The organism is Leptospira brenneri (assembly GCF_002812125.1).
GTDB lineage: Bacteria > Spirochaetota > Leptospiria > Leptospirales > Leptospiraceae > Leptospira_A > Leptospira_A brenneri.
In genome coordinates this window covers 89,532-112,145 of the sequence record NZ_NPDQ01000005.1, presented here as the reverse complement: position 1 = coordinate 112,145, position 22,614 = coordinate 89,532, and the positions used below count along the sequence as shown (strand labels likewise).

21 protein-coding genes are annotated in these 22,614 nt (G+C 37.0%); 6 read left to right on the top strand and 15 right to left on the bottom strand.

All coding sequences use genetic code 11. The features are described 5' to 3' along the window. Positions 1–34: 34 nt before the first annotated feature. Both CH361_RS11955 and CH361_RS11950 read right to left on the bottom strand, forming a co-directional pair. Entirely contained in the window at positions 35–1,339 is a 1,305-nt protein-coding gene (locus tag CH361_RS11955; RefSeq protein ID WP_100791050.1) for a sensor histidine kinase, read from the bottom strand. Continuing rightward, positions 1,336–3,222, bottom strand: a complete 1,887-nt coding sequence (locus tag CH361_RS11950; RefSeq protein WP_100791049.1) for a PP2C family protein-serine/threonine phosphatase — start codon at positions 3,220–3,222, stop codon at positions 1,336–1,338. Before CH361_RS11950 ends, CH361_RS11955 begins: the two co-directional genes overlap by 4 nt. A gap of 546 nt (positions 3,223–3,768) precedes the next feature. Here CH361_RS11950 and perRA point away from each other — a divergent pair. After that, a complete protein-coding gene (gene perRA / locus CH361_RS11945) occupies positions 3,769–4,197 on the top strand; it encodes a peroxide-responsive transcriptional repressor PerRA (RefSeq protein ID WP_100791048.1) in 429 nt (142 codons plus the stop codon). A 129-nt stretch (positions 4,198–4,326) separates the two neighbouring features. Continuing rightward, entirely contained in the window at positions 4,327–5,307 is a 981-nt protein-coding gene (locus tag CH361_RS11940; RefSeq protein ID WP_100791047.1) for a ketopantoate reductase family protein, read from the top strand. Between the two features lie 14 nt (positions 5,308–5,321). Here the strand turns inward: CH361_RS11940 and CH361_RS11935 are convergent, their stop codons facing one another. The 9 genes from CH361_RS11935 to CH361_RS11895 all read right to left on the bottom strand — a co-directional run bounded on the left by CH361_RS11935 (position 5,322) and on the right by CH361_RS11895 (position 13,952). Beyond that, on the bottom strand, positions 5,322–5,636 hold the full coding sequence (locus CH361_RS11935; RefSeq protein ID WP_100791046.1) for a winged helix-turn-helix transcriptional regulator: 315 nt from the start codon (positions 5,634–5,636) through the stop codon (positions 5,322–5,324). Between the two features lie 45 nt (positions 5,637–5,681). Continuing rightward, entirely contained in the window at positions 5,682–6,071 is a 390-nt protein-coding gene (locus CH361_RS11930) for a DoxX family protein (protein ID WP_208861433.1), read from the bottom strand. An 83-nt stretch (positions 6,072–6,154) separates the two neighbouring features. Beyond that, a complete protein-coding gene (locus CH361_RS11925; protein ID WP_100791045.1) occupies positions 6,155–7,363 on the bottom strand; it encodes a Crp/Fnr family transcriptional regulator in 1,209 nt (402 codons plus the stop codon). A gap of 44 nt (positions 7,364–7,407) precedes the next feature. After that, positions 7,408–8,805 (bottom strand): alkaline phosphatase family protein, encoded by a 1,398-nt coding sequence (locus tag CH361_RS11920; RefSeq protein ID WP_100791044.1) that lies wholly within the window; start codon positions 8,803–8,805, stop codon positions 7,408–7,410. Between the two features lie 3 nt (positions 8,806–8,808). Beyond that, positions 8,809–10,026: a metabolite traffic protein EboE gene (gene eboE / locus CH361_RS11915; protein ID WP_100791043.1), complete on the bottom strand. Its 1,218-nt coding sequence runs from the start codon at positions 10,024–10,026 to the stop codon at positions 8,809–8,811. Further along, entirely contained in the window at positions 10,023–11,186 is a 1,164-nt protein-coding gene (locus CH361_RS11910) for a 3-dehydroquinate synthase (RefSeq protein WP_100791042.1), read from the bottom strand. The genes eboE and CH361_RS11910 overlap by 4 nt, the downstream gene beginning before the upstream one ends. Positions 11,187–11,194: 8 nt before the next feature. Then, positions 11,195–12,061 carry a UbiA-like protein EboC gene (gene eboC, locus CH361_RS11905; protein WP_100791041.1) on the bottom strand — a complete coding sequence of 289 codons (867 nt, stop codon included), beginning with the start codon at positions 12,059–12,061 and terminating at the stop codon, positions 11,195–11,197. Continuing rightward, positions 12,062–13,090, bottom strand: a complete 1,029-nt coding sequence (locus tag CH361_RS11900) for a TatD family hydrolase (protein WP_100791040.1) — start codon at positions 13,088–13,090, stop codon at positions 12,062–12,064. It abuts the gene before it with no gap. Positions 13,091–13,097: 7 nt separating this feature from the next. After that, a complete protein-coding gene (locus CH361_RS11895) occupies positions 13,098–13,952 on the bottom strand; it encodes an EboA domain-containing protein (protein ID WP_100791039.1) in 855 nt (284 codons plus the stop codon). 200 nt (positions 13,953–14,152) lie between these two features. Here CH361_RS11895 and CH361_RS11890 point away from each other — a divergent pair, with 200 nt between their 5' ends. From CH361_RS11890 to CH361_RS11880, 3 genes are all read left to right on the top strand, one after another. Continuing rightward, entirely contained in the window at positions 14,153–14,722 is a 570-nt protein-coding gene (locus CH361_RS11890; protein WP_100791038.1) for a DUF1415 domain-containing protein, read from the top strand. A 117-nt stretch (positions 14,723–14,839) separates the two neighbouring features. Continuing rightward, on the top strand, positions 14,840–16,669 hold the full coding sequence (locus tag CH361_RS11885; RefSeq protein ID WP_100791037.1) for an alginate export family protein: 1,830 nt from the start codon (positions 14,840–14,842) through the stop codon (positions 16,667–16,669). Between the two features lie 73 nt (positions 16,670–16,742). Further along, positions 16,743–17,423, top strand: a complete 681-nt coding sequence (locus tag CH361_RS11880; RefSeq protein ID WP_100791036.1) for a hypothetical protein — start codon at positions 16,743–16,745, stop codon at positions 17,421–17,423. A gap of 67 nt (positions 17,424–17,490) precedes the next feature. Here CH361_RS11880 and CH361_RS11875 read toward each other — a convergent pair whose 3' ends face one another. After that, positions 17,491–18,174, bottom strand: coding sequence for a TetR/AcrR family transcriptional regulator (locus tag CH361_RS11875; protein WP_244279832.1), 684 nt, complete (start codon positions 18,172–18,174; stop codon positions 17,491–17,493). A 130-nt stretch (positions 18,175–18,304) separates the two neighbouring features. On the opposite strand from CH361_RS11875, the gene CH361_RS11870 reads away from it, so the two are divergent. Next, positions 18,305–19,264 carry an NAD(P)-dependent alcohol dehydrogenase gene (locus CH361_RS11870; protein ID WP_100791035.1) on the top strand — a complete coding sequence of 320 codons (960 nt, stop codon included), beginning with the start codon at positions 18,305–18,307 and terminating at the stop codon, positions 19,262–19,264. Positions 19,265–19,297: 33 nt separating this feature from the next. On the opposite strand, the gene trhA is transcribed toward CH361_RS11870, so the two are convergent. The 3 genes from trhA to CH361_RS11855 all read right to left on the bottom strand — a co-directional run bounded on the left by trhA (position 19,298) and on the right by CH361_RS11855 (position 22,605). Then, positions 19,298–20,140, bottom strand: a complete 843-nt coding sequence (gene trhA, locus CH361_RS11865) for a PAQR family membrane homeostasis protein TrhA (protein WP_244279830.1) — start codon at positions 20,138–20,140, stop codon at positions 19,298–19,300. A 246-nt stretch (positions 20,141–20,386) separates the two neighbouring features. Beyond that, the gene (locus CH361_RS11860) at positions 20,387–20,725 is read right to left on the bottom strand and encodes a calcium-binding protein (protein WP_100791034.1); all 339 of its coding nucleotides are present in this window, start codon (positions 20,723–20,725) and stop codon (positions 20,387–20,389) included. Between the two features lie 131 nt (positions 20,726–20,856). Then, positions 20,857–22,605, bottom strand: a complete 1,749-nt coding sequence (locus CH361_RS11855; RefSeq protein ID WP_100791033.1) for an acyl-CoA dehydrogenase family protein — start codon at positions 22,603–22,605, stop codon at positions 20,857–20,859. Between the last annotated feature and the right edge of the window lie 9 nt (positions 22,606–22,614).

Sequence of the window (22,614 nt, the reverse complement as noted above, 5' to 3'; positions counted from 1 at the left end):
GATTCAAACAAAGGTGTAAAAAAAAGAAATGAATTTAACCTGCAAGTGGTAGTTGAATGATGATTTTTGTTCCTTCTCCTGGGCGACTTGTCAAATGAAGTGAACCACCTTGTTCTTTTAACAAATCCATACAAACTAAAAGCCCTAGACCTGTTCCTTTTTCTCCAACAGTTCCAAACTCAGAAGTAAATCGTTTGCCTTCGATTATTTTTTTCAAAAGATCTTCCGTCATCCCAATTCCTTGGTCTTGAAACCGAACTTCTATAGATGATGATACTAATTCTGCCTCGATGACCACCCTACCTTTTGGATGTGAATATTTTATTGCATTGGATAATATATTACGCAAGACAGTCGAAGTCATTCGTTCATCACAATAAATTGGATGATCATTCAAAAGGTTCACTTCCCATTGGATCCCTTTGTCTGTGGCTTGAATATTGAGTATATCAATAGCATTTTTTAAAAGCAAAGATAAACTTAAACTTTTGGGATTGTATTGTGTTTTCTTAGTTTCGTTCTGAACCCAATCCAGCAGGTTTTCCAAAACTAAATAAGATTGATTTGTGCTCTTTTTAAGTTCTTTCAAACCTAAAATCAATTCTTCTCGTTCAGGTAAGGAGTCTGTTAAATAACCCAGATACCTACTCATAATTCCAATCGGACCTTTTAGATCATGTGCGAGGATGGAAAAAATTCGATCCTTATGGTCATTCACCCGAATCATTTCCTTATGGATTCGGTTTATGTTTCTTAAAAAATAAAACATAAATAGGGCAACAAAAGACAAACAAGAAACCACTGAATTGATGCGAAATAAATCCTGAACTTGTTTGTGATACAAAAGAGTTCCTTCTTCAAAAATGCCTGGTTTACCAAAAAATTCGAACCAAACATAAAACGCAGTATTCATCAGGAATAAAAAAAGAATCCACCACTTGTCATCATAAGAAAAAAGAACAAAGGGAACAATAGCAAACACCAAAAAGTAATAATAGAATCCACCAGTAGTTCCAAAACTAAATGTTGAAACACATAATAACGGAACAGGCATGATAAACACTAAAAAAATTCGAGAAAGAGAATACTTACCTTTTATATTGAAATAAAAAACGATTATAAAAACAAAAATAACAAAGCTATGAACAAAATTCATCACCTGATAATAAGGAGCCTTAGTGATCGTGAAAAAAATAGAATATTGAATGTTTGAGAATATTCCCAAAACCGCAATTAAGTTAGAAAGTTGGACTCTTACAGAAGACTCCAACCCCAAATGTTCAGTGACTCCAAAATTTAGTAATTTCCGGACCCCCAGCTTATCCAGTAAAACTTTCATTTGATATCGATCGTAAAGTATGTCACGTCATCTGACAAACGAAATGCGAAATTTCGGATGTCCTTTTGGATTTTTTCATTAAGGTCTTTTGGGGAAAGATTGAGCCCTTCCGCCAACTGATGCCTTAAACGTAGTTCTCCGTACATTTCCCTACTTTTATTTTGACTTTCAGTGATCCCATCTGTATAAAAAAAGAAACGATCACCAGACTTTAGTTCCTTTGTAAATGTTTCGAGAGAAATATCTTTCTTCCAGCCCATAATAGGACCTCTTCCACCAAGAGGTGTCAAATCATTAGAATTGAGATTCATGGAATAAGGGCTGGGATGTCCCATAACTGAATATTTCAATATAGAATTTTCTAAATCAAAATGACTCACCACCGCAGTGATGTAATTTTTTTCGACCACAGGTAACATTTTTAGATTTAATTCTGACAAAAAAAGTGCAGGATCCTTTTCTTTCGGAGCAATTTCTAAAAAATTCACTTTTAACATACTTGCAATGAGAGCAGCAGCAATCCCGTGACCCAAAACATCACATAACAAAAAACTGATGGATCCATCATTATGAACAAAGTAATCAAAATAATCGCCACCAATTTTTTCCATAGGCATAAAAACTGACGCTACACTCAAAGTATTATGTTTGAATTCCATCGGAGGAATTAGTTTTGATTGTAAACCAGCAGCCATAACCAAATCGTCATGTAAAAGTTTATATTGTTTATGTAATTCTTGAGTACGGAGAGTGACGATCATTTCCAAAGATTCATTTAAGTTACGAAGTTCTCTTCTTGTCCTCGCACTTTGTAAAGCAATTGCGAGCACACCAGTAAACAAAAAAGTTAATATTCCATATTGAGTTAAATAAGCATTTTTCCCCGTAATTAAATCGGTAATGACATCCGCTATTCCTAAAAAAGTTGCAACAAGAGCTCCGAGTGAAACAACAATTGCCTCAACCGTTTTTTTATAATTTCTAAACAACAATTGAATGAGAATGGGAACCTTAATTCCAAGTAAGATGTACCAGATATAAACAAGGTAAAATCTATGATCTGGATCCATTGAAAACAACTGAAGAAAAGCAAGCACAGTATCCAAAAAGAAAGTAATCACAGCAAGTTTAGTGATACGCCTGTCAAAAAGGCTGTGAACAAATAACATGATAAATACGGGAAAGATAAATTGGCAAAAAAATAACAACCGAACCAGAACTTCAGGTTCAATCATTAGAAAATGAATTTTATTTAAAACTGGTAACCGCCAACCCACAAAAAATACAGCCGTTCCCGCAAGATACAATCCCGACTTAGAAGAACGATTTAATGCATAACCAATGGCTTGTTGCAAAAATATCCCAAAAAATAAAGCAAGAATCAAGATTTGGTTTACATCTTCAAAAACCATCTTGTCCTTGATTTGATCTTGAGCGCCAAATAGTGGGACAGACCGAAAGATACCACACCTAAACTGTGTTTCACGGCATTCTATCTCAACGACCAATTCGTTTTTACCTTCTTTCAAAAAGGAAATAGGAATTTCATAATAACGGACTTTGTGCCAATATGGATAGTATTCTGGACTAAAACTACCTGTAGAACCGATTGCCTTACCATTCCAAAAAGTCTGGTCGACAGAATGAATTCTGTCCATATAGATTGCTCTAGAAGATTCAGGGAAAGTTGGAATTGAAATTTCTAATCGATATCTTCCTCGTAATGGAACCTTATATCCTTGGCCCACTAAAGGAACACCGACTAGCACAGGTTTTGAATTGTTATCTCCTTCTAATTGAAACGTCCATCCCGATTCCAATGGGAGAACCTCTGCATTCAGTGATGCAGTCAAAAGAAACACCAATAAAAAAACGGGTTTCATAGAGTCTCCGGAGAACACCGAAAGGATTGAATAAAACTTCCAAAGAAGTGCAAGGATTTTTTTAAAGAATTTCTTTTGAAGGAATGAACCGAAAAAGAACCAAAGACCGTAAATTTTTAAGGATTTCCTTCATTTAGATAGATCATTATCTTCAAAATCAACAAATCATTGTTAGCTTTTATGTAAATAAGTTAACCATAAGAATGGAATGAATGAAATGATCTAGGTCCTTCGGAGAAGAAAGGATAGGCTTTGGGAACGATGAACCAAGAGTTCAATACAGCTTTTCAGAAAAGCCAAGATCAAAAATGAATTTCCTTTTTACTCTCCCCCAAAAGGTCTATTGTGTAACAAATTCTTAGAAAAAACTCCCTATCCATTTCCAATCACTGGAAAACGAAAGTCAGTTTCCTTTTCCAGTGGCTCCCTTTTTTGCGAAAAAAAGAAATAGACTAACTCTAAAAATAGATAATATCTAATCAAATGATTTTTTAGACTTAGTCTAATTATTGACAAAAAAAAGCATACGGAGAATTTGAAACTGAGATGGACTTAAGTTACCAAAAAACCAAAGAACTCCTCGAATCCCACGGGATCCGGCCGACTTCGCAAAGATTGGAAATGGCTCACCTGTTACTAGAGCGCCACCAACACTTGTTTGCGGAAGAAGTTTTTCATTTGGTGAATTCTCATTTCCCACACGCATCACGAGCGACCATATTCAACAACCTGAAACTCTTTGCTGAGAAAGGTATGCTCGGAACTTTGGAATTAAAAAATGGTGTGACCCATTTTGATTCGAACATTGATCCTCACCACCACGCCCTCAATGAAGAGACTGGGGAAATTACAGATGTTGAAATGGACGAAGAACTGGAATCGAAAGTTTTAAACGAACTAAAAGAAAGTTACTTTCAAAAGACGGGAAAACAATTAGACAACGTAAAACTTGTGATCACGCTGAGAGGGAAATAAAACTTCCTTACGAAACTTTCGTATGATTTTTTCTCTCTCCTCCATTCCCTCAAATTTTTTATCTTTAAAAAAGTATCTTAAAGAAAAAGAGAAGATTTTTATAATTAGAATGATTATACTTTTTGCTAAATGCAAAATGTATATCCCTCCATTGCCATTAGTGGGATTGGATCTGTTACCGTTACCATCATTCACGCACTTTACCAAAATAAGGTTCCTTTTAAAATCCTATGCCGTAATACCGATAGATTTCAATCTTTAAGTAAAACTCCTATTCGGTTCCAAGGCCCAAAAGGAAAAAAAATCTCCATCAACTTACAAAACCACTTAACAATTGCTAAAGAGACAAAGGAAAAATTCGATTATATCATTATTGGATGTAAAAACCAAAACCTGAATGAGTATATAGAAGAAACAAAGTCATTTCTGACTCCTACCGGGAAATGGATTCTAATTCAAAATGGAATCCCTGAGTTGCAGTTTGAATCCTACAAAAATAAAATCATTGGAGGGGTTGTTGGTTGGAACACTCAAGCCGTTTCTGATGGATTGTATTACCAATCGAATGTTGGGAGCCTGATCCTCGGAGAAAGTTCGGGAAAAAAACCAAACCCAGTTTGGAACCAAATCTTACCCCCTCACCTACCCGTGATTTTAACGGATCAATTAACTGGATTCCGGTGGCATAAACTCGCAATCAACGCCATTATCAATGGACTCGCGGCTTCCAAAAGGCAAAGTTTAGGAGAATTATTTTTAAATTATACCTCAAGAAAAGAGGCACTTGAGACCGTCACAGAAATCAAACAAATCATCGAAACCTTAAACATTGAAGAAAAAGTAGTACCAGGTTCGTTTCCCATTCGTAAATTAGGTGATGGAAAAGGAGCTCTACCTAGGTGGATTTGCCACCTAATTCTAATTATACTTGGATTAAAATATTTTCGTATTCGGACTTCCATGGTTCAAGATCTAGACAATGGGCGAAAAACAGAAATTGATTATATCAATGGTGAAGTAGTAAAAATGGGTAAGGTCTTAGGAATTCCTGTACCCAAAAATGAGTGGATTGTTTCCAAGGTCAAGGAATGGACAGAACAACAAGGATAAAAACTTTAGATTTGTCACTTTCCTAAATTAAGAAGTTCTGATATAGAATGATCTGATTCTAACGGATGGCGCAACTTTTGATCTGTTTGGATTAGATACTGATTCCTACGTCCATCCTTACTCTTCTCTAAAATTCCGGCATCTGCGAGATCTTTCACGATCGTTTGTACGGCTCTTTCTGTAATTCCAACAAGTTGGGCAACATCTTTGAGTCTCATTTCTGGATCTTTACTCAAACAAATCAATACATGAGCATGGTTGGAAAGAAAAGTCCACTGGCTGATTTTTTTTGTAGATTCCTGGGGTTTTCTCTTTTGCTCTTTTGTCATTCTTTGTTAAATACTGAAAAGAATTTTATATCTTACAAATCAAAATTAAATTTGAGTTGGTTCTTCAGAGAATTTAAAGTCGCGGATAAACCAAGCCCAATAGATAAACAAAAATTGAATTGGTAAACGTGCGTACAAAGCCCAAATAGGAAAGCCAAAGTCTTTTCCTTCTAAAGCAGTTAGTAGCATATTGATGTTCGCAGGATAAATAGCGAGTAACAAAAGAATGATTCCATAACAAATAATTTTTCGCATTCGTTCGTAAAGGACAAGAGATCCAAGGGTGATTTCGGCAAGGCCACTGGTCACATTCAAAAGTTCATGGAAAGGCAGATAATCTGGCATCATTTCCAAATAAAACTCAGGGGAAAAGAAGTGATTGATTCCCGCTGTAATATAGAATGCACTAAGAGAATACACGAGAAATTTTTTCATCAGAGAACTAGAACACATCGAGGAAAAAAAATCATTACAATTTTTCAGATAAGGAAAATTTCTAACATTTCCCCGATGTTTTTTTAAGCGACAATTTGCCCTTCTTTGGATTTATATTGCCCTAATTTTTCTTCTAGGCGCTTTCGACTTTTGATAGTAATGCGGTTTGGTTCAATGACCAAATTGGTATCGCTTAAGAATTCGTGGATACTTTCAGACTTTACCTTAATGATTCCGCACATATTACAAAGTTCCTCCATCTGGATATAGATGGTATGGGCATTGGCGAGGCTTTCATCCAAATTTCGACCCAGTCGGATGTCCTGGTCACGAATAGAATTATATAAATAGGCATAAAGTCGAATCACAGGAGTTTTCAGCCGAAGGATTACGAGACGTTGGTGAGAAAACCAAATTCGTCTGGCGATACTTTCGAAAATCTTTTGTAATAAGGAAGGACCAACTGATTCAAATAAATTTTCTGCTGTTACACGAAGGATTTTACTTTTAGTTTCAGTGATGGCTGAGGCCATTCGCGGTGCATTATCAATCAGAGACATCTCTCCAAATATTTCACCGGGCCCAAGCACATCGATGACGTATTCATAACCGCGCACAATTCCAAATAGTTTGACATTTCCCTCTAACACTACGTAGATTTCGTTATTCTTTTCACTTTCTACAAAAAGGATTTCGCCTGCATCTAAACTCGCCTGCATACTATCCCAAACAAAAGGTTTGTAATTCGAACCAAATGATCGAAGTAAATCATTCGCTTCTGTTACGTTGTCGGTGGAATGATTTTCTTTTGACCAGTTAAGGAAACTGTTCAAAGAATAAGCAGCTAAATTTGGCTTCTGCCAAGATAAATAAGTTCGAGCATTCTGAACCAACTTTTCTGGATGGTATTCTCGGTCCGCTGGTTTGTTCGCCTTGGAAAGATGTTTTTGTAAGGTTCGAAGTTCCCTGGAATAAAGACCTAAGATCTTCATCGCCAGTTCTTTTCTTTCTTTGAGGTATGATCCTAAAAGTCGAATGGGAATTTGAACAAGTTCTACATCTGTGTCTGCAAATAATGTTACTAAAAATCGATGTTCGGTGAGAGCCGAAACTAGCCCAAAACTATCCCCCGCTTCATAAAACGAAAGTTCGTGATCGACAACAATATGTTCGGAATCTACGGAAACCCGACCCGACCGAACAATAAAAAAATTTCCCGTATTGATGGAATTCTGCACAACAATGGCAGCACCCTTGGAATAATTAACAACTTTGATTTCTTCTGCAGACACTGAATTAGAAATATTGGTTTTGAAGCTAAAGAGTCAAACAATTATTAAATCCCAGAACTCATTTGCTCCCAAATCAAATCGTACACTTTATCAGCAGAAATTTCTTTCTTGGGGGAAGGTAATTCAGAAACAAAAATAGGATAAAAATCCTTTTGTCCGTGAATGGCACCGTGAGAACCCTTCACCAAACGGGCATCCAAAGGGATGACATCCATAAGGTAACGAAATCCAAGTTTTTTCCGGAGTAATTTAAGACCCGCCCGAACCTTAATTCCTGGTTTTTTAGGATCCATAAACATTTCACATGGATCGTAACCTGGTTTTCTGTGTATGTCCACCAAACGTGCATAATCTGGTGCTTTTTGATCGTTAAACCAATGATAGTAAGTAAACCAAGAGTCTGGATCGGCAACTAAAACTAAGTCACCAGAACGTTCATGATCGATATTGTATTTTTGTTGTGCTTTTTTATCTAAAATCAGTGAAATTCCGTCAACGTTCTGTAACAAATTCGTCACCTGGTTTATAATCTTAGAATCTTTACAATAAATATGTGCCAACTGATGGTCTGAAACCGCAAAGGCAAGAGATGCACCAGGATCCAAAAGTTCATACCATCTTTCACTCCGAACCGCAAGAAGCCCTTCTTCCCTTAGAATCCGATTGATATGGATGGGGCGAGACACTGGAGTGATTCCATACTCTGACAATAAAATGATCTTTGTATCTTTTTTCTCATAATAAGAGATTAATTGTTTGAGAACAGAATCGATTTCCAAAAGGTCTTTTTGGATATGGGAAAAATCAGGTCCATACTTTTGAAGGCAATAATCCAAATGAGGAAGATACACTAAAGTAAGTGTTGGATTGTATTTTTTATCTACAGAAATCGTTGCATCGGCAATCCACTGCGTCGATTTAATATTGGCATTTGGTCCCCAAAAATTGAATAATGGGAACTGACCTAGCTCTGATTGTAATTCTTCTCTTAATTCAGGTGGGTGCGAATAACAATCGGGGGCTTTGACACCATCTGCATGGTATTGCGGTCTTGGTGTGACCGAATAGTCGGCACTAGAGTACATATTGTACCACCAGAACATCTTAGAACAAGTAAAGTTAGGATCTATTTTTTTAGCTCGTTCCCATATTTTTTCTGCTTTGACCAGATGGTTGGATTGTTTCCAAAATTTAACTTCAGCATCATCTCTATCATACCAACCGTTTCCCACAATTCCATGTTCTTTCGGCCACTTCCCCGTAAGGTAAGTAGATTGAGAACTGGTCGTAAGAGCGGGTAACATAGGTTTCACGAATAAAGTATGTTTTTTTTTCAGATAGTCTTTCAGAAAAGGAGTGAACTCTCCAATCAAATTGTTACTCAGTCCCACAACATCAATGACAACTGTTTTCTGGAAGGATATTGTTTTTACCTTTTTCATATTTTATCCTATTGTATTATGATCTGGTTCTAAGATTGATAAAACCCATTTTAATTCACGAACGATGGAATCTGCCACTGGCATTTGTAGTTCCTTTGGCAATACTCCCCAAGTATAAGTTTCCACTTCCAAAGCATTTGTAATCAGGAATTCTTTTTGCAAATTTAAAAGTTCAATTAACTCTTTTCTTGTGGAAGAAAGAAGTCCATAAGATTCTAAAAATACGGGAACATGGAAATGGATTCGCCATTCTTCCCCGAATTCAACTTCACTTGCTAAGGCTTCTGGTAAATCAGGAAATGAATGCATCATAGATTCATTTTTTTTTGCGATTACTTGATGGAGATAAATTGGTTCATCAAAACCAGCTAACAGATCTAAAATCTTTTCTGGGTGTTCTCCAAAGTTTGCTTTGAGCGCGGAACTAATTTGAATTCTACCAACTTGAATGGAATTTTTTTGTAAAAGATTAAGAACTGTTTTGTTTTCTTCAAAACTTACGGCAGAATGACAAACATCTAAGCAGACCCTGATATGTTTCCGAATTGTTAGTTCTGCTATTTCCTTAGAAAGTCCACACTCATTTTGAATTTTAGGAATTGCCAGCGGCAAAAATAAATCTATAAACCAGTGAACCCAAAGTCCAAGATTTCCTAAAATCCCGTCAGGCTCTGGTTCTATATCTAAATGTAAAGTTTTCCCCGTTTCTTTTTCTATTTGGATGAGCCAGATTAAAACTTCTAAGATATTCTCTGTAGCTAATCTCACCCTATCTTCTCGTGTAGATTTATTTGAATCAAAATACTGATAAGATAGAGGTGGAGTCGATACCCCACCTTCCATTCCAACCGGAAGTAATTTTGAAAGAATTAAAAACAAACGAATTGTATAATCGATTCTTTCTCTAGTAGCCCAATCAGGTTTGTATACATTTTCTTTCACTTTTGTTTCATGAAAATCTCCATAAGGAAATCCATTAATGAGAAACACATACAACCCTTCTTCTTTTAACCAACTCTGAAACTCTTCCATTGTTTTTGGTTCCATAAGTTCGATTGAGGCGGCATTCGCCAAACGAAGTCCGAGTCCCATCTCAGAATCAGGTGATAGGTTTTTACGAATTTTCGGTAAATGTTCTTTCAGTTGAGAAAAATGATCCGACCAAGTTTCACCAGAATGAATATTGGAACAATATGTTAAGTGACCGTATTTTGTTTTCACAAATTCTCTTCTAAAAAATCAACTGCACTTGAAAGAGTTTTTAAATCAATTTCATGGACTTCTTTAGCAATTCCAATCCCATGTAACAACATAATGGTGAGTTTCCCTCCCAAATGTTCTCGGAACTCCTGTAATCCTAAATATAAATTCTTTTTCTCTCCTTCAGACAATTTTGGATGATAAAGACTAAACCCAATTTCTTTTAAAAGCGAAAGGATTCTATTTCGATCGCCTTCCGGTAAAAATTGGATTCGAAAGGAATACTCTGAATCCAAAGCCATTCCTATCGCCACTGCCTCTCCATGTCGCAGAGAAAAATTGGTAAGGTATTCCAGTTTATGAGCCGCCCAATGTCCAAAGTCCAATGGTCTTGAAGATCCAAACTCAAATGGATCTCCTTTCGCGATATGATCCATATGAAGTTTTGCACATGTATGAACCAAATAAGACATCTTTTCTAAATCACGATTTCGGAGTGCCTCTGCATTGGACTCGATCCAAAGAAAAAAATCTTTATCTTTGATGAGAGCTACCTTAATTGCTTCTGCCATTCCCGAACGCCAATCTCTGTCATCCAAACTTTCTAAAAACAAAAGATCGTTGAACACGGCCACAGGTGGTGCAAAACTTCCTAAAAAATTCTTTTTACCTTGGTAGTTGATTCCGTTTTTAACCCCGACTCCCGAATCATTTTGCGAGAGTACAGTTGTAGGAATCCGAACCAATCGAATCCCTCGGTGAGAAATAGCCGCAACATATCCAACCAAATCAAGGATGGCACCTCCACCCACGGCTATGATATAAGAATGACGATCAATTCCATAACGATCGACTGCATCTACCAAGGATTCCCAAACTTTAGGATCGTTTTTACAATCTTCACCGCCAGGGATCACCATTATATCTTCCGTTAGCTGAACGAAAGAATCCAATCCTTTAAAGTAGGAACGAACTTTAGAAACTAAATCAGGGTTGTGAATGAGTAATCCCTGATCAATGACTACCAATGCTTTTTTTGTGGAGCCTTCTTTTTTCTCTGAAACAAAAAATTCAGACAAACAATGATTTGTGGGAGAAAAAATATCCTTTGTAAAATGAACCGTATAACGAAAAGGAACAAGGAAAGTTGAATTAAGAGGGGGGAACGAATCTTCTATCATAACCGGTTTTATGTAACAGAAAAATATTTAGCCAAAACTAAGGAAAGTGGTAATAAACAAAGAATGAAAATCGCAAGTGTCAACAATCCAAAACTGGCCGCGAAACTTGCATCAAGAATGATCAGAGAAATGACACCCATCTTCACTGCTTTGCCAATATTTTTTCCTATTGGATTACGGTATGCCATATAAAGCGGAGGAATCACCATTCCTAGGTGTAAAAAAACAAAAGGAAAACTAAAAAGTAGATTCCCCAAACAAAACGAAATGAATAACAATAAACCAAAAACAATCAGGTAAAGGAATCCAGCAAAACTCAAAGGAGTTTTTTTACCACCATGAACTTCATCTCGGCTGATCATCGTGATGGCAGCAATATACAAAATAGGAAGTAAAGAAAGATAAATATGAGGCAACTTTAGTCCTGAAACCAAACTCATCCCAAGAAGTAAATTACCTCCTCGACACATTCCCATCACAGTAGGTCCAAAGAAAGGATGGTGTTTGGCAAATCGATTATAAACAAGGACTAGAATTGTAATACAAAAAGCAATCCAACCACTTTGTATTTGATAACAGAATGCAAAACAAATTCCAAAACCCAAAAGTATACTTCCAAAAATCAAAGCAGAAACCCCAGATACTTTTCCACTCGGTATAGGTCGTTCTGGTCTTTCTTTTGTATCAATCGCTAGATCAAAATAATCATTCAGAACAACTCCACCACCATACAAACAAATGGTGGAAATTAATAAAAAAATAGGAGTTTTATCATTCCAAACAAAACCAACGATTGCCATACCGGCAAGAATATCGGCAATCGCAGTGACTAAGTTCGCAGGTCGAAGTAAGGTTAGATAGGCTTTTAAATTCATCTATTGGATTAGTAATGAGTTTTTATTCACCACTGGTTGTTGACCACCACGAAGGATCGAATTACCATGAAATTTTGCATTCGGATCTGGCTGGAATTCCGTCTCAAAATCGGCTACATCAATTTGTCCACTTTTCGCAAAAGCATCAATGGCATTTTGATAAGTGACCATACGGATTACCTCCAAAGGAATCCCTCTTTGTTTCATAAGAGCTGCTGTTTTAGGAATCGCCAGTGGATCTGAAATTCCCCAATCTGCACTTGAGTTGATCATAATCCTTTCAGATCCATACTGTTCAACAACAGAAACCATCCTCTCATTTCCCATCTTAGTGAATGGATAAATAGTAAATGCTGCCCAAAAACCTTGATCTAACACTGATTTTACGGTTTCTTCGTTATTATGATCTACCACAACCCAAGAAGGATCCAAACCGTGTTCCAAGGCAATGGACATACTTCTTTCGGTTCCTCTTTTTTTGTCTCTGTGTGGGGTATGAATTTGAACTGGCAAACTTGTTTTTTTTGCAAGTTCAAGTTGTAATCGATAATACTTTTCTTCTAAAGCTGTTTGGTCATCAAAACCAATTTCACCAATTCCAACAACACCCTCTTTATAAGCAAAAAGAGGCAAAATTTCCATTACCTCTTCCGCAAGACGTTCGTTATTTGCCTCTCTAGAATTTAAACCCATAGTACAATAATGTTTAATGCCAAACTGGGAAGAACGAAACCTCTCCCAACCAACAAGACTACTATAATAGTCTTTAAAACTTGCAAGGCCGGTTCTCGGTTGACCCACCCAAAAGGCAGGTTCAATGATAGCAACAATTCCGGCTTTTGCCATCATTTGGTAATCATCTGTCGTTCTTGAAACCATATGGATATGAGGATCAAAGAATCGCATATCTTTGATTAGGTGCTCATAATCCTCCCATAATATATCACGATGTGTTGGAGAATCTTCTCTTAGGTCCGCCGATTCAAAATGAGAAGGATTTTTTGTTTGATGGATTTCTTTCTGGCACATAGATCATTTATTCAGGAATGGACTCTAGTTTAGACCAATCCAAGTCTCCATTTTGTATTGATAATTCTAAATCTGGTTCGTTTGCGAGTAAAGAACGAATCTTAGGGTCTTTGGATTCAAAGGCGAGAAGAGCTGCCGCCTCTTTTTCTAGTTTCGATTCTGAAGAAAACAAAGGAATGAGTTTTGAATGTAAAACCTCATCCGAAGCACCACCCATCAGTCTCCAAACTTGAATTGGAACCCTTCTTCCCGCAGCAGATCTTTCATCCATAAAATCAGATACAGCGATGGATAGTTCCTTGTTCCTACGACGATCAATTCCCAAAATCAAATGAATTGGTTTTCCATTAAAAATAGTTTTCAGTACAAGTTGGTTCCAGGCAGACTCAGGAAAATAAAGTTCTGCGTAGGGGTTACGAAGGGCTATGGCATCAAATACAAATCCCATATTGGATCTAACTGCATCTGTGGCTCTGGGAAGCCATTCCAAAGGATATGCGAGGAGGGGTAAAGCTGAGTATAAAGCAACTAATTCATTTAGTTCTGCCGTATCAAACAATGTTTCTATATTTTTAAGAAACTGCTCTTTCGGGCCCGAAGGAATATGCAAAAGCAACCAAACTCTTGCTAATCGGACAAAACTCCAACCATCCACTTCAAATCCAGGATGTTCCGGGACTAAACTCCCGCTAAATTTAGAATCATAAGAAATATTTTTTTTAGATAAAAAACGTGGAGCTGCAACGAATGCAGTCATCAAATCCAAAACATTCGATTTGACTTTTTCTTCTAACCATTCACGTTCTTTCTCTGTGGATTGTTCAAAAAGGAATTGAGAAAATTTTGTGGGAAGATTTGCCATAAGAAACTAATAATTGAAATCTTCTGGTTACTATCTCACATAGTAAATCAAATATTCGAAAGCCACCACCCTTTAGGAAACAATTCGATTGTTTTCCGATATTTTTTTTAAAAAATAAGCCATCACAATCATAACTTAGCTTACATTCCCTTCCATAAAATAAATACTGGATATTTAAAGATTCATTGGGAATTTTGGGAATGCCGAAAGAAAAGTCAGAATGGAATGCAGATGAAGTGCTAAACCACACCAAAGAATGGATTCTAAAATCTGTGATTGGTCTAAATCTCTGTCCTTTTGCAAAACCAACCTTTCAATCAAATACAATTCGTTATACGATTAGTCAGGCAAAAAGTGAAACAGATTTACTCTCCGATTTAAAATCTGAGTTACTCTTCCTAAAAGAAGTAGATCCCAAGACGATAGAAACAACCTTACTCATCCATCCTTATGTTTTGAATGATTTTTTGGACCAAAATGATTTTTTAGATGAAGCAGATTTCCTTCTAAACCAATTGGATTTAGAAGGGATCATTCAAATAGCAAACTTTCATCCAGAGTTTCAATTCGCAGGAAAAAAGAAAAACGACATAACTAACTACGTAGGAAGATCCCCTTTTCAAACATTACATTTGTTACGCGAAGATAGTATTAGTAGAATCGTGGACACTCATCCGAATATTGACAGTATTTTTAAAAACAATCGAAAGAAAATGAAAGAACTTGGTCATGAAGGTTGGAAAAATCTCGAGATTTTTCTTTCCCAATAATTTGCCAATAAGACATAGATAACTCTTCGAAAACCTAGGATTCCTACCAATAGACAAATTTAAGATTTGAATCTTCTTCGAATCTATGTTCACTGGCTGAATCACAGGTGGTATAAAATGTACGCATACAATCAGCGAGTTGCAATGGGTCTTGTGTCGCTAGGGTTTTTCCTATTCACTTTGACGTTACCATTGGATGCGCAGTTCATCACTCCGGTAAAAAAGGAAGTTCCAGAAACTCCCCCACCGCCTCCTCCACAACAACAACCGCCTCCACCTCCTGCCCCTCCAGAAGAACCACCAGAGTATGTAAGTCCTTTAAAAGGGAATTTGACAGGAGAATATTTAAAAAATCTTCAAGTTACCGCCAAACAAAGAAAGGCGCTACAGGAAAATACAAACCTTTGGTTTGCCGATCGCTTTCGGGTTGGATTTGGAGTGCGACCCAAGGCAGATTCATTATACAACACAGACTTTGATAGATCCACAGCCGATAATAGAAATACTGCCAGCAATCAAACTCAATTCTATTTAATCGGAGATATTTCTCCCAATGTAATGTTCAAACTCACCTTTCAAGATGTTAGGTTGTGGGGAGGAGAAATAGTTAATGGCACTTCTGATCAAAAATTAGGATTAATTTCTAATTCCGGCAATTTGGTAGACACTTCCAAACAAAAAGAAGTTGCGATCAATAATTACTCAGGATTTAGAGAAGCGTTTTTAGATTTAAAAACAACAAACCAAATGTTCCGAGTGAGAACTGGTCGTCAAATTTTAGATTATGGAGACGGTCGAATTTTAGGTTCGCGAAATGATAGTTTGAATGGAAATTCATTCGATGCCATTCGCTCCACTCTCACAATTCAAAAACATAGTTTAGATTTTTTTGGCGCCCTTATTGGATCGGAAAATAACGCAAACAGTTTGGTTTCCAATAATTCCACTCGAGTGGGCGGGACAGGAAATGCTTCTTATTATGGAGCTCATTATGGATTCAAACCTTGGGATTGGTTAGGGATTGAAATTTATAATTTTACACTTTATAAACAAAAACTAAAAGCCACAAATACAACTGCCAATTATGGATCTGATATCTATTACCGTGGGCCTGACCAACTCAATACTTCCGGATTTCGCCTAACAAATCGTACAAAAGGAAATATGATCACGAGTGAAACAGGGATCGACTGGATGGTGGAAGCAGCTTGGCAAACTGGATTTACTGGCGAACGAGTTTCCCCTGATTGGATCAATCAAACAGGGACTTATGCCACAGATAAAAAAACGGGAGAATCGCCTCCTCATTCCTCACCTGTACGATATAAGGCGAATATCGTTGCTGTACAATTAGGATACACTCCGGTAAAAGAATTTCGAATTGGCGTACAATATGTTCAAGCTTCAGGAGACCCCAACAGAAACGATGGAAGTGTGGCTACCTATAATCCACTTTTTGCAACAAGGAGGATGGCCGGCGGGGGACTACCGTTTGCAGGAAACGGAAATTCCGGGATGGTATTTTGGCAAAACATCAAAGACTATTCAATACACATCAAATATGAATCTTCAAAATGGGGAACCTTTATCATAAATCCCCACTGGTATTACAAAGTTAAACTTCAAGACGGTTATTACGATAACAATAATTATGTGGCAGGAAGCAAAGCAACCGGGGAAACAGCATCCACAGAAGATTATTTCAACACAGAAGCCTATAATCCTAACCGGCCAAAACTAGGAAGGCATGTGGCAACTGAAATCAATTTTATCTATATTGTAACTCCTTTCGATAATGTTTCCTTTTGGTTTGGGGCAAGCTCCCTTTATGCAGGTGATGCCATTCGAAACCAAAAAAACAACCCTTACGAAACGGATTTATACCATAGATATGATTTCAAACCGAACTCAAGTTATTTTACATTCCAAAGTGTCTTTGCAATTTAAATTCAAAGATTTTCATTGACGAATTCCCCTACAGACTGTTAGTTTACCGAAACTATCAGTCTATAGGAACCAAATGAGAGCCTTAGTTACACTTTCCATTGTAATTGTTTTATTCAATTGTCGTTCGAAACCGGATATTTTACCAAATTATCCGAATAAATCTTCTGCTATCGTTTTCGAACTAGGTGTTCCCCAAATTCTATTTGGTGACTACGGAGCCGAGAAAGTATGGTTAGTTAAGTTTGATAAATCTAAAGAGAAAATCAGCGAATTAAAATTACTCGAAACTAACTTTCGTTCGCGATCCCGATTGTACTATCTAAACATTGAACCAGGTGAATACGCATTTGTTGGTGCCCATATCTACCAAAAAGGAAACCAAAACCAACCGGAAGCCAATTTTTATCATGTGTTTGATAGAAGTAACTTAGAAAAATCCAAATTTACGGTAAAACCTAACCAAATCCTTGTTTTAGGAAAATATAGAATTGATTTCAATGGTTCTCCGCTAGACCAAGATCAAGATATGGATACGGTTGGTGAGTCTATCATTGGTAGTTTTAAAACTAGCCTTGGAATTAAGATTGCAGGTGCAGTCGCTTCAGCTTTATTAGGTGGTGGTGCTCCAGACAGTTCAGGGTATTCGGGATTTAAAGAGATTGTACAAACTCCAGAAATAAAAGATGAAATTGAAAAAGAGTCTAAACTAGATTTGGAAGGAACAGAATGGTTTCTCATTCCCGTTTCTAAATAGAAATATAGTCCTATTTGGATTAAGATAAAAAAATTGATTCGGTATACTGAAAACTTAGTTTACTTTTTTATTTATTACTTAATCCACCCAAGATCAAATTCAAACCAAATTCAAAATTATGTAATCCGTTATACTTTCTTGCGACAACTTCTTTGGTTAAATTGGTTAGATGTAAGAAGGAACTTAATTCTAATTGAGGAAGAAAACCGGCTGCTTTTTTGGCATAGTCATCTGATTCGATAGGAAAATTTAATTCTTGTAATACATATCCATAAATATGACTGTCAATTGCATTGATGATATGATCGGCTTCTTGCAAACTAAACCCCGCTGTATGAAGACAACCAAGTGTTGTATCAAAATAAGTTAACATAGCTTCCCCAACATTCATTCGAGAAACAACAAGCAATGTAACCCAAGGATGTAAAATAAATACTTTACGAGCAGAATTTGCCCTTTTAATCATTTCAGTTTTCCAATCGCCACCTATCTTTGGCAATACGATCTTTGAAATCACAGAATCAACCATCGAATCTAAAAGTTCGTCCTTATTTTTTACATGATTGTATAGGGACATGGCTTCCACACCTAAACTCAATGCCAAGTTTCTCATAGACAATTCGTCGATTCCAAACTCATCAGCAAGTCCGATTGCGGCTTCCAAAACAAGGTCTTTCGAGAGGATTTTTCGTTTTTTGCCCTTTTTTGAAGTCTTCGCTAAACTATTTTTCTGTTTCTTTTTTAGAGTCACTTCCCCTCCTTACTCATTGTTTATCATAGATTTGTTTCAATTTCCAATGTTTTCCACAAGTTCAGGAAGAAATAAATTTCCTTGACAAACTTACGCTGTAAGTTTTATTGGTGGCAAGGGAGTTAAATCTTTGAAAGTCATCACTTGCAGAAAATACGGAGCCCCTGAAGTACTCCAACTAGAAGATTGGGCGACCCCTAACCCAAAAAAGAATGAAGTTAAAATCAAAATTTATAATACCTCTGTCAATTCTGCAGATTGGCGAATCCGCAAACCAGATCCTCAAGTGGCTCGTTTGTTTTTTGGACTGACCAAACTCAAGTATCCCATATTAGGTGGGTCGTTTTCTGGTGTGGTCGAAACAGTAGGAGAAGGGGTCACAAAATTCAAAGTGGGTGACCGAGTTTTTGGTTCCACTGGAATCAAAATGGGAGCCTATGCCGAATTCATTTGTCTACCAGAATCAGCCGTAATGACAATTCTTCCTAAAGAAATTTCCTTTTCCGAAGGAGCCACTTTACCATTTGGTAGTTTGACCGCTATTGACTTCCTTCATAAATGTAAGATAAAAAAAGGACAATCAATCATCATTTATGGAGCTTCTAGTTCCGTGGGAACAGCAACCATCCAATTGGCTAAAAATTTTGGAGTGAATGTAACGGCTGTTTGCAGTAAAAGTAATTTTAAACTTGTTCAATCACTGGGTGCTGATTTTGTCATGGACTATGAAGAATTCCATTCCGAGTCTCATCAAAAAACTTATGACATTGTATTTGAATGTGTGGGTAAATCTACCTTAAATTCCAATTTAAGACTTCTTTCAAAAGATGGGGTTTTGGTTCTTGTGGGAGCTTTGTTTGGCCAAATGTTTCATGCTCTTTGGATTTCCTTCACAAAAGGCATTCAGATTAAATTTGGACCCATCACAGAAACATTGGAAAACTTAGAATTTTTATCAGACTTATCCAAAAAGAAAAAATTCAAGGTAGTGATCGATAGATCCTATCCTCTCGAAGCCATGCCAGAAGCTCACAGGTATGTAGAAGCAGGTCATAAAAAAGGAAATGTTGTGATCGATATTTTCAAATAACCCTATTTAGGTGAAAATAAAAAAACAATTTCTTTATTTCGGGATAGGAGGAAGAACGTAAAACAGAATGGCAAAAAAATGACAAAGGCTACCAGATAAAACAAATAAATGCCAGATAGCATGGTTGAATGGCAAACTATCCCAAAGATAAAAAATAACACCAACGGTGTAACTAAGCCCACCTGCGACAAGCCAAGAAATTCCACTCATCCCAATTGCGGTTCGAATATCCTTCACAACAAAAATAGCAAGCCAACCCATAAGGATATAAACTACTACACGTGCCCCACTATATTTTCCTGGAAATAGTAATAATAGCAGAACTCCAATAAAAGCAAGGACCCAAATCACAAGAAACAAAGTCCATCCCCACTCCGAATGTTCCCGTAAACTAACAAGAGTAAATGGAGTATATGTCCCAGCAATTAATAAATAAATAGAAGCATGGTCAATTACCTTAAAAATACGTTTTGTAGCGGTATGATAAATCCCATGATAAAGGGTGGAAGCAAGATAAAGAATGATAAGAGTCGCCCCATAAATGGCGGAACTCACAATATGCCAAACATTCCCGTAAAGCACCGACATTGTGAGTAAAAGAGAAAGTCCTGCGATGCTTAATCCTCCTCCAATCCCATGGGTGACTGCGTTGGCAACCTCATGGCCAATTGAATATTCATGAATGGTATCAATTAATTCTGCAACGGAATGGTTTGTTTTTGATTCTAAGGGAAACGTAAGGTTCCTGGAAAGAACAGGAGAGGATTTCTTTTCCTTCGCTACAGTTATTTTTTTCTTTGATTGTTTTTTACTTAGAGCGGATTTTTTTTGTGATTGGGAATTCGATTTTTTCGCTTTCATGAGATTATTATCCATAAAGAAAGATAAAATCATTCTTTTCGTCAATCGAAAGAAACAAAACCAATCAAGTACAATTGAATACAAATTTCAAGTTTAGAAATTCTCTAATTCAAGTTCTATCAAGAAATCAGATACAGCGCCAGGGATCGCAGTGGAAATCCTTTGCACGGATGTGCAAAGATTGGAGCGGAGAACCCGGTCGGTATTCCAAACGAATGTTGGTTCAGAACCGAATCCGAGGCGCCCCATTCCAAACAGATGTTATTCGGATGGTTTAGTCTTTTTATCTTCCTTTTTCTTTTTGGATTCTTTGACTTTTTCCTTCATTGTTTCTTTTTTCTCTTCGTGTTTTTCTTTATGAAAAGCCTTGATTTCTTCTGAAGTTACAGAACCATCAGCGTCTTTATCCAGTTCGGTGAAAATCCCATCATGGAATTTTTGCCATTCTTCTTTAGAAACTTTATTATCCCCATCAATGTCCATCTTTTTGAAATGGTCACCACCTCTTCCCTTTTTTCCATGACCTTCATGGTCGTGTGCAAAAACAGAAACCGATACGAAAAACGTAAGACCGGCAAGTAAGATTAAAATTTTTTTCATAAAAAACCTCGGCTTCACTATGAGTCAAAATTTTATTTAGTCAAGACCTTCGTTAAAATTTTCATTCCAATAAAGGTCTTAATAAATTTTCGATTTGTCAAAGCAGACCGTTTTTGAATCAGTCTAAGCGTTTATCCAAAATTTTGAATTCGATACAAAGATGACTGAGCAATCGCCGCACTATCGATTACATAAGCGCGACAATCTTTTTCCCAAATTGTTTTAAGTTTTGGATCTGTGATCTTTGTGATTGATTTTTCATATAACAAACTACAGATGTAACGAGTCATTTGGATCATTAAATTTTCTGCTACGGTTTCTTTTTTCGTTTCCACTTGGATGGCCCGCATCTCTCGGATGGATTCTTCTAAAACACGTTCTTGTTCCAAAAGGAAAGTTGATGGAGAAGGAATTTCTTCCTTTAAAGAATTTAAATACTTCTTAAAATTTCCATCCCCAACCATCCCCGCAAGAATAGCACCCGTGGCAATACGAACATGGATTTGGCTTGTTCCTTCGTAAATCGTATTGATCCGAGAATCTCTAAACATACGAGAAATATCATAATCTTCTGTGTAACCAGCACCACCAAATACCTGTACAGCGAGATTTGTACATTTATGACCTTCCTCGGAACTATAATATTTTGCCATCGGTGTGAGAGTGGAAGCTAAAGTGGACCAATACTTCACTTTTTCATCTTTTCTGATCTCTCTATCATCTTTATTTGCTTTTTCCATTCGGATTTGGTGATGTTGGTACATATCAATCACACGAGCCGTTTCCAAAGTCAAAAGTCGCATAGCGTTTGTTTCACGTTTGATTTTATGAATCATTTCTGCAACAGCAGGAATTTCACCAATGGGTTTTCCAAATTGTTTTCTTTCATTGGCATATTTTACACATTCAAAATAGGCAGCAGCTCCGCCACCACAGCCACCGGAGGCACTGACAAGACGCATAAAATTAGTCATACCCGCAGTATAACGAGTGAGGCCGAGCCCTTCTTCTCCTAAAATTTCGCCGTAAGTGTTTTCATAGACAATTTCACAAGTTGGAGATGCGTGAATCCCCATCTTCTTTTCAATTCCTGCAACAAATACATCTTCGCTTTTCACAATGAATACAGATAAACCCCGAGCTCCACCTTCTGCTTTACCAGTGCGAGCTAGTGTCAAAAGGAGTGCTGGAAGATCTCCAAGCCCACAACCTTGTGATATAAATCGTTTGGTTCCCGTTAGACGGTAACTTCCATCTTCCTGTTTTACCGCAACGGTTCTTACATTATTAAGGTCAGAGCCGTAATCTGGCTCAGTCAGAGACATAGCAAACAAACATTCACCAGTGGCAGCCTTAGTGGCATAGGTTTCAATTTGTTCAGGAGTTCCAAACCTATCAACAATCTGTGCTAAATTGAGTAAGGTGGTTGTCATACAAAAAGCAACATCGGCTCTCGCCATAAGCATTGCATATAACGCACCAACGGTCGCAGGAAAAGCAAGACCACCAGCTTCTCTGGAAAGCGAATATGCCATAAGACCAGTGTTACGGAATTTTTCGTAAATCTCTACTGTCTCTTTGGGAAAAATTACTTTTCCATTGGCATACTTTAATTCATTGCGATCCATGATTTGTGATTTTTGAGAAACATCATTCCCAAAAAAATCTCCCATTGCATCCAAACTGGAAGTATACAATTCCAAAGCTTCTTCTTTTGTGGAAGGAGCCATTTCAAAACGAGGATTACTTGTTTTAACAAATGTTTTATGGTCAAAAAATTCATCACCTTCTGTTTCTTTAATGATGGAATTCCAATCGAGAAGTTGGTTGAAGATGACCTGTAAGTCCTCATCATCCGAAAAATAATTATTTGCGATCATATATTTTCT

Excerpts from the sequence above, each read along its gene's own strand:
- CH361_RS11895 (WP_100791039.1), bottom strand. The coding sequence starts at position 13,952 with ATGGCAAATCTTCCCACAAAATTTTCTCAATTCCTTTTTGAACAATCC.
- CH361_RS11920 (WP_100791044.1), bottom strand. The coding sequence starts at position 8,805 with ATGAAAAAGGTAAAAACAATATCCTTCCAGAAAACAGTTGTCATTGAT.
- CH361_RS11890 (WP_100791038.1), top strand. The coding sequence starts at position 14,153 with ATGCCGAAAGAAAAGTCAGAATGGAATGCAGATGAAGTGCTAAACCAC.
- CH361_RS11940 (WP_100791047.1), top strand. The coding sequence starts at position 4,327 with ATGCAAAATGTATATCCCTCCATTGCCATTAGTGGGATTGGATCTGTT.
- perRA (WP_100791048.1), top strand. The coding sequence starts at position 3,769 with ATGGACTTAAGTTACCAAAAAACCAAAGAACTCCTCGAATCCCACGGG.
- trhA (WP_244279830.1), bottom strand. The coding sequence starts at position 20,140 with ATGGATAATAATCTCATGAAAGCGAAAAAATCGAATTCCCAATCACAA.
- CH361_RS11955 (WP_100791050.1), bottom strand. The coding sequence starts at position 1,339 with ATGAAAGTTTTACTGGATAAGCTGGGGGTCCGGAAATTACTAAATTTT.
- CH361_RS11860 (WP_100791034.1), bottom strand. The coding sequence starts at position 20,725 with ATGAAAAAAATTTTAATCTTACTTGCCGGTCTTACGTTTTTCGTATCG.
- eboC (WP_100791041.1), bottom strand. The coding sequence starts at position 12,061 with ATGAATTTAAAAGCCTATCTAACCTTACTTCGACCTGCGAACTTAGTC.
- CH361_RS11900 (WP_100791040.1), bottom strand. The coding sequence starts at position 13,090 with ATGTGCCAGAAAGAAATCCATCAAACAAAAAATCCTTCTCATTTTGAA.
- CH361_RS11885 (WP_100791037.1), top strand. The coding sequence starts at position 14,840 with ATGTACGCATACAATCAGCGAGTTGCAATGGGTCTTGTGTCGCTAGGG.
- CH361_RS11855 (WP_100791033.1), bottom strand. The coding sequence starts at position 22,605 with ATGATCGCAAATAATTATTTTTCGGATGATGAGGACTTACAGGTCATC.
- CH361_RS11930 (WP_208861433.1), bottom strand. The coding sequence starts at position 6,071 with ATGAAAAAATTTCTCGTGTATTCTCTTAGTGCATTCTATATTACAGCG.
- CH361_RS11910 (WP_100791042.1), bottom strand. The coding sequence starts at position 11,186 with ATGATAGAAGATTCGTTCCCCCCTCTTAATTCAACTTTCCTTGTTCCT.
- CH361_RS11880 (WP_100791036.1), top strand. The coding sequence starts at position 16,743 with ATGAGAGCCTTAGTTACACTTTCCATTGTAATTGTTTTATTCAATTGT.
- CH361_RS11935 (WP_100791046.1), bottom strand. The coding sequence starts at position 5,636 with ATGACAAAAGAGCAAAAGAGAAAACCCCAGGAATCTACAAAAAAAATC.
- CH361_RS11950 (WP_100791049.1), bottom strand. The coding sequence starts at position 3,222 with ATGAAACCCGTTTTTTTATTGGTGTTTCTTTTGACTGCATCACTGAAT.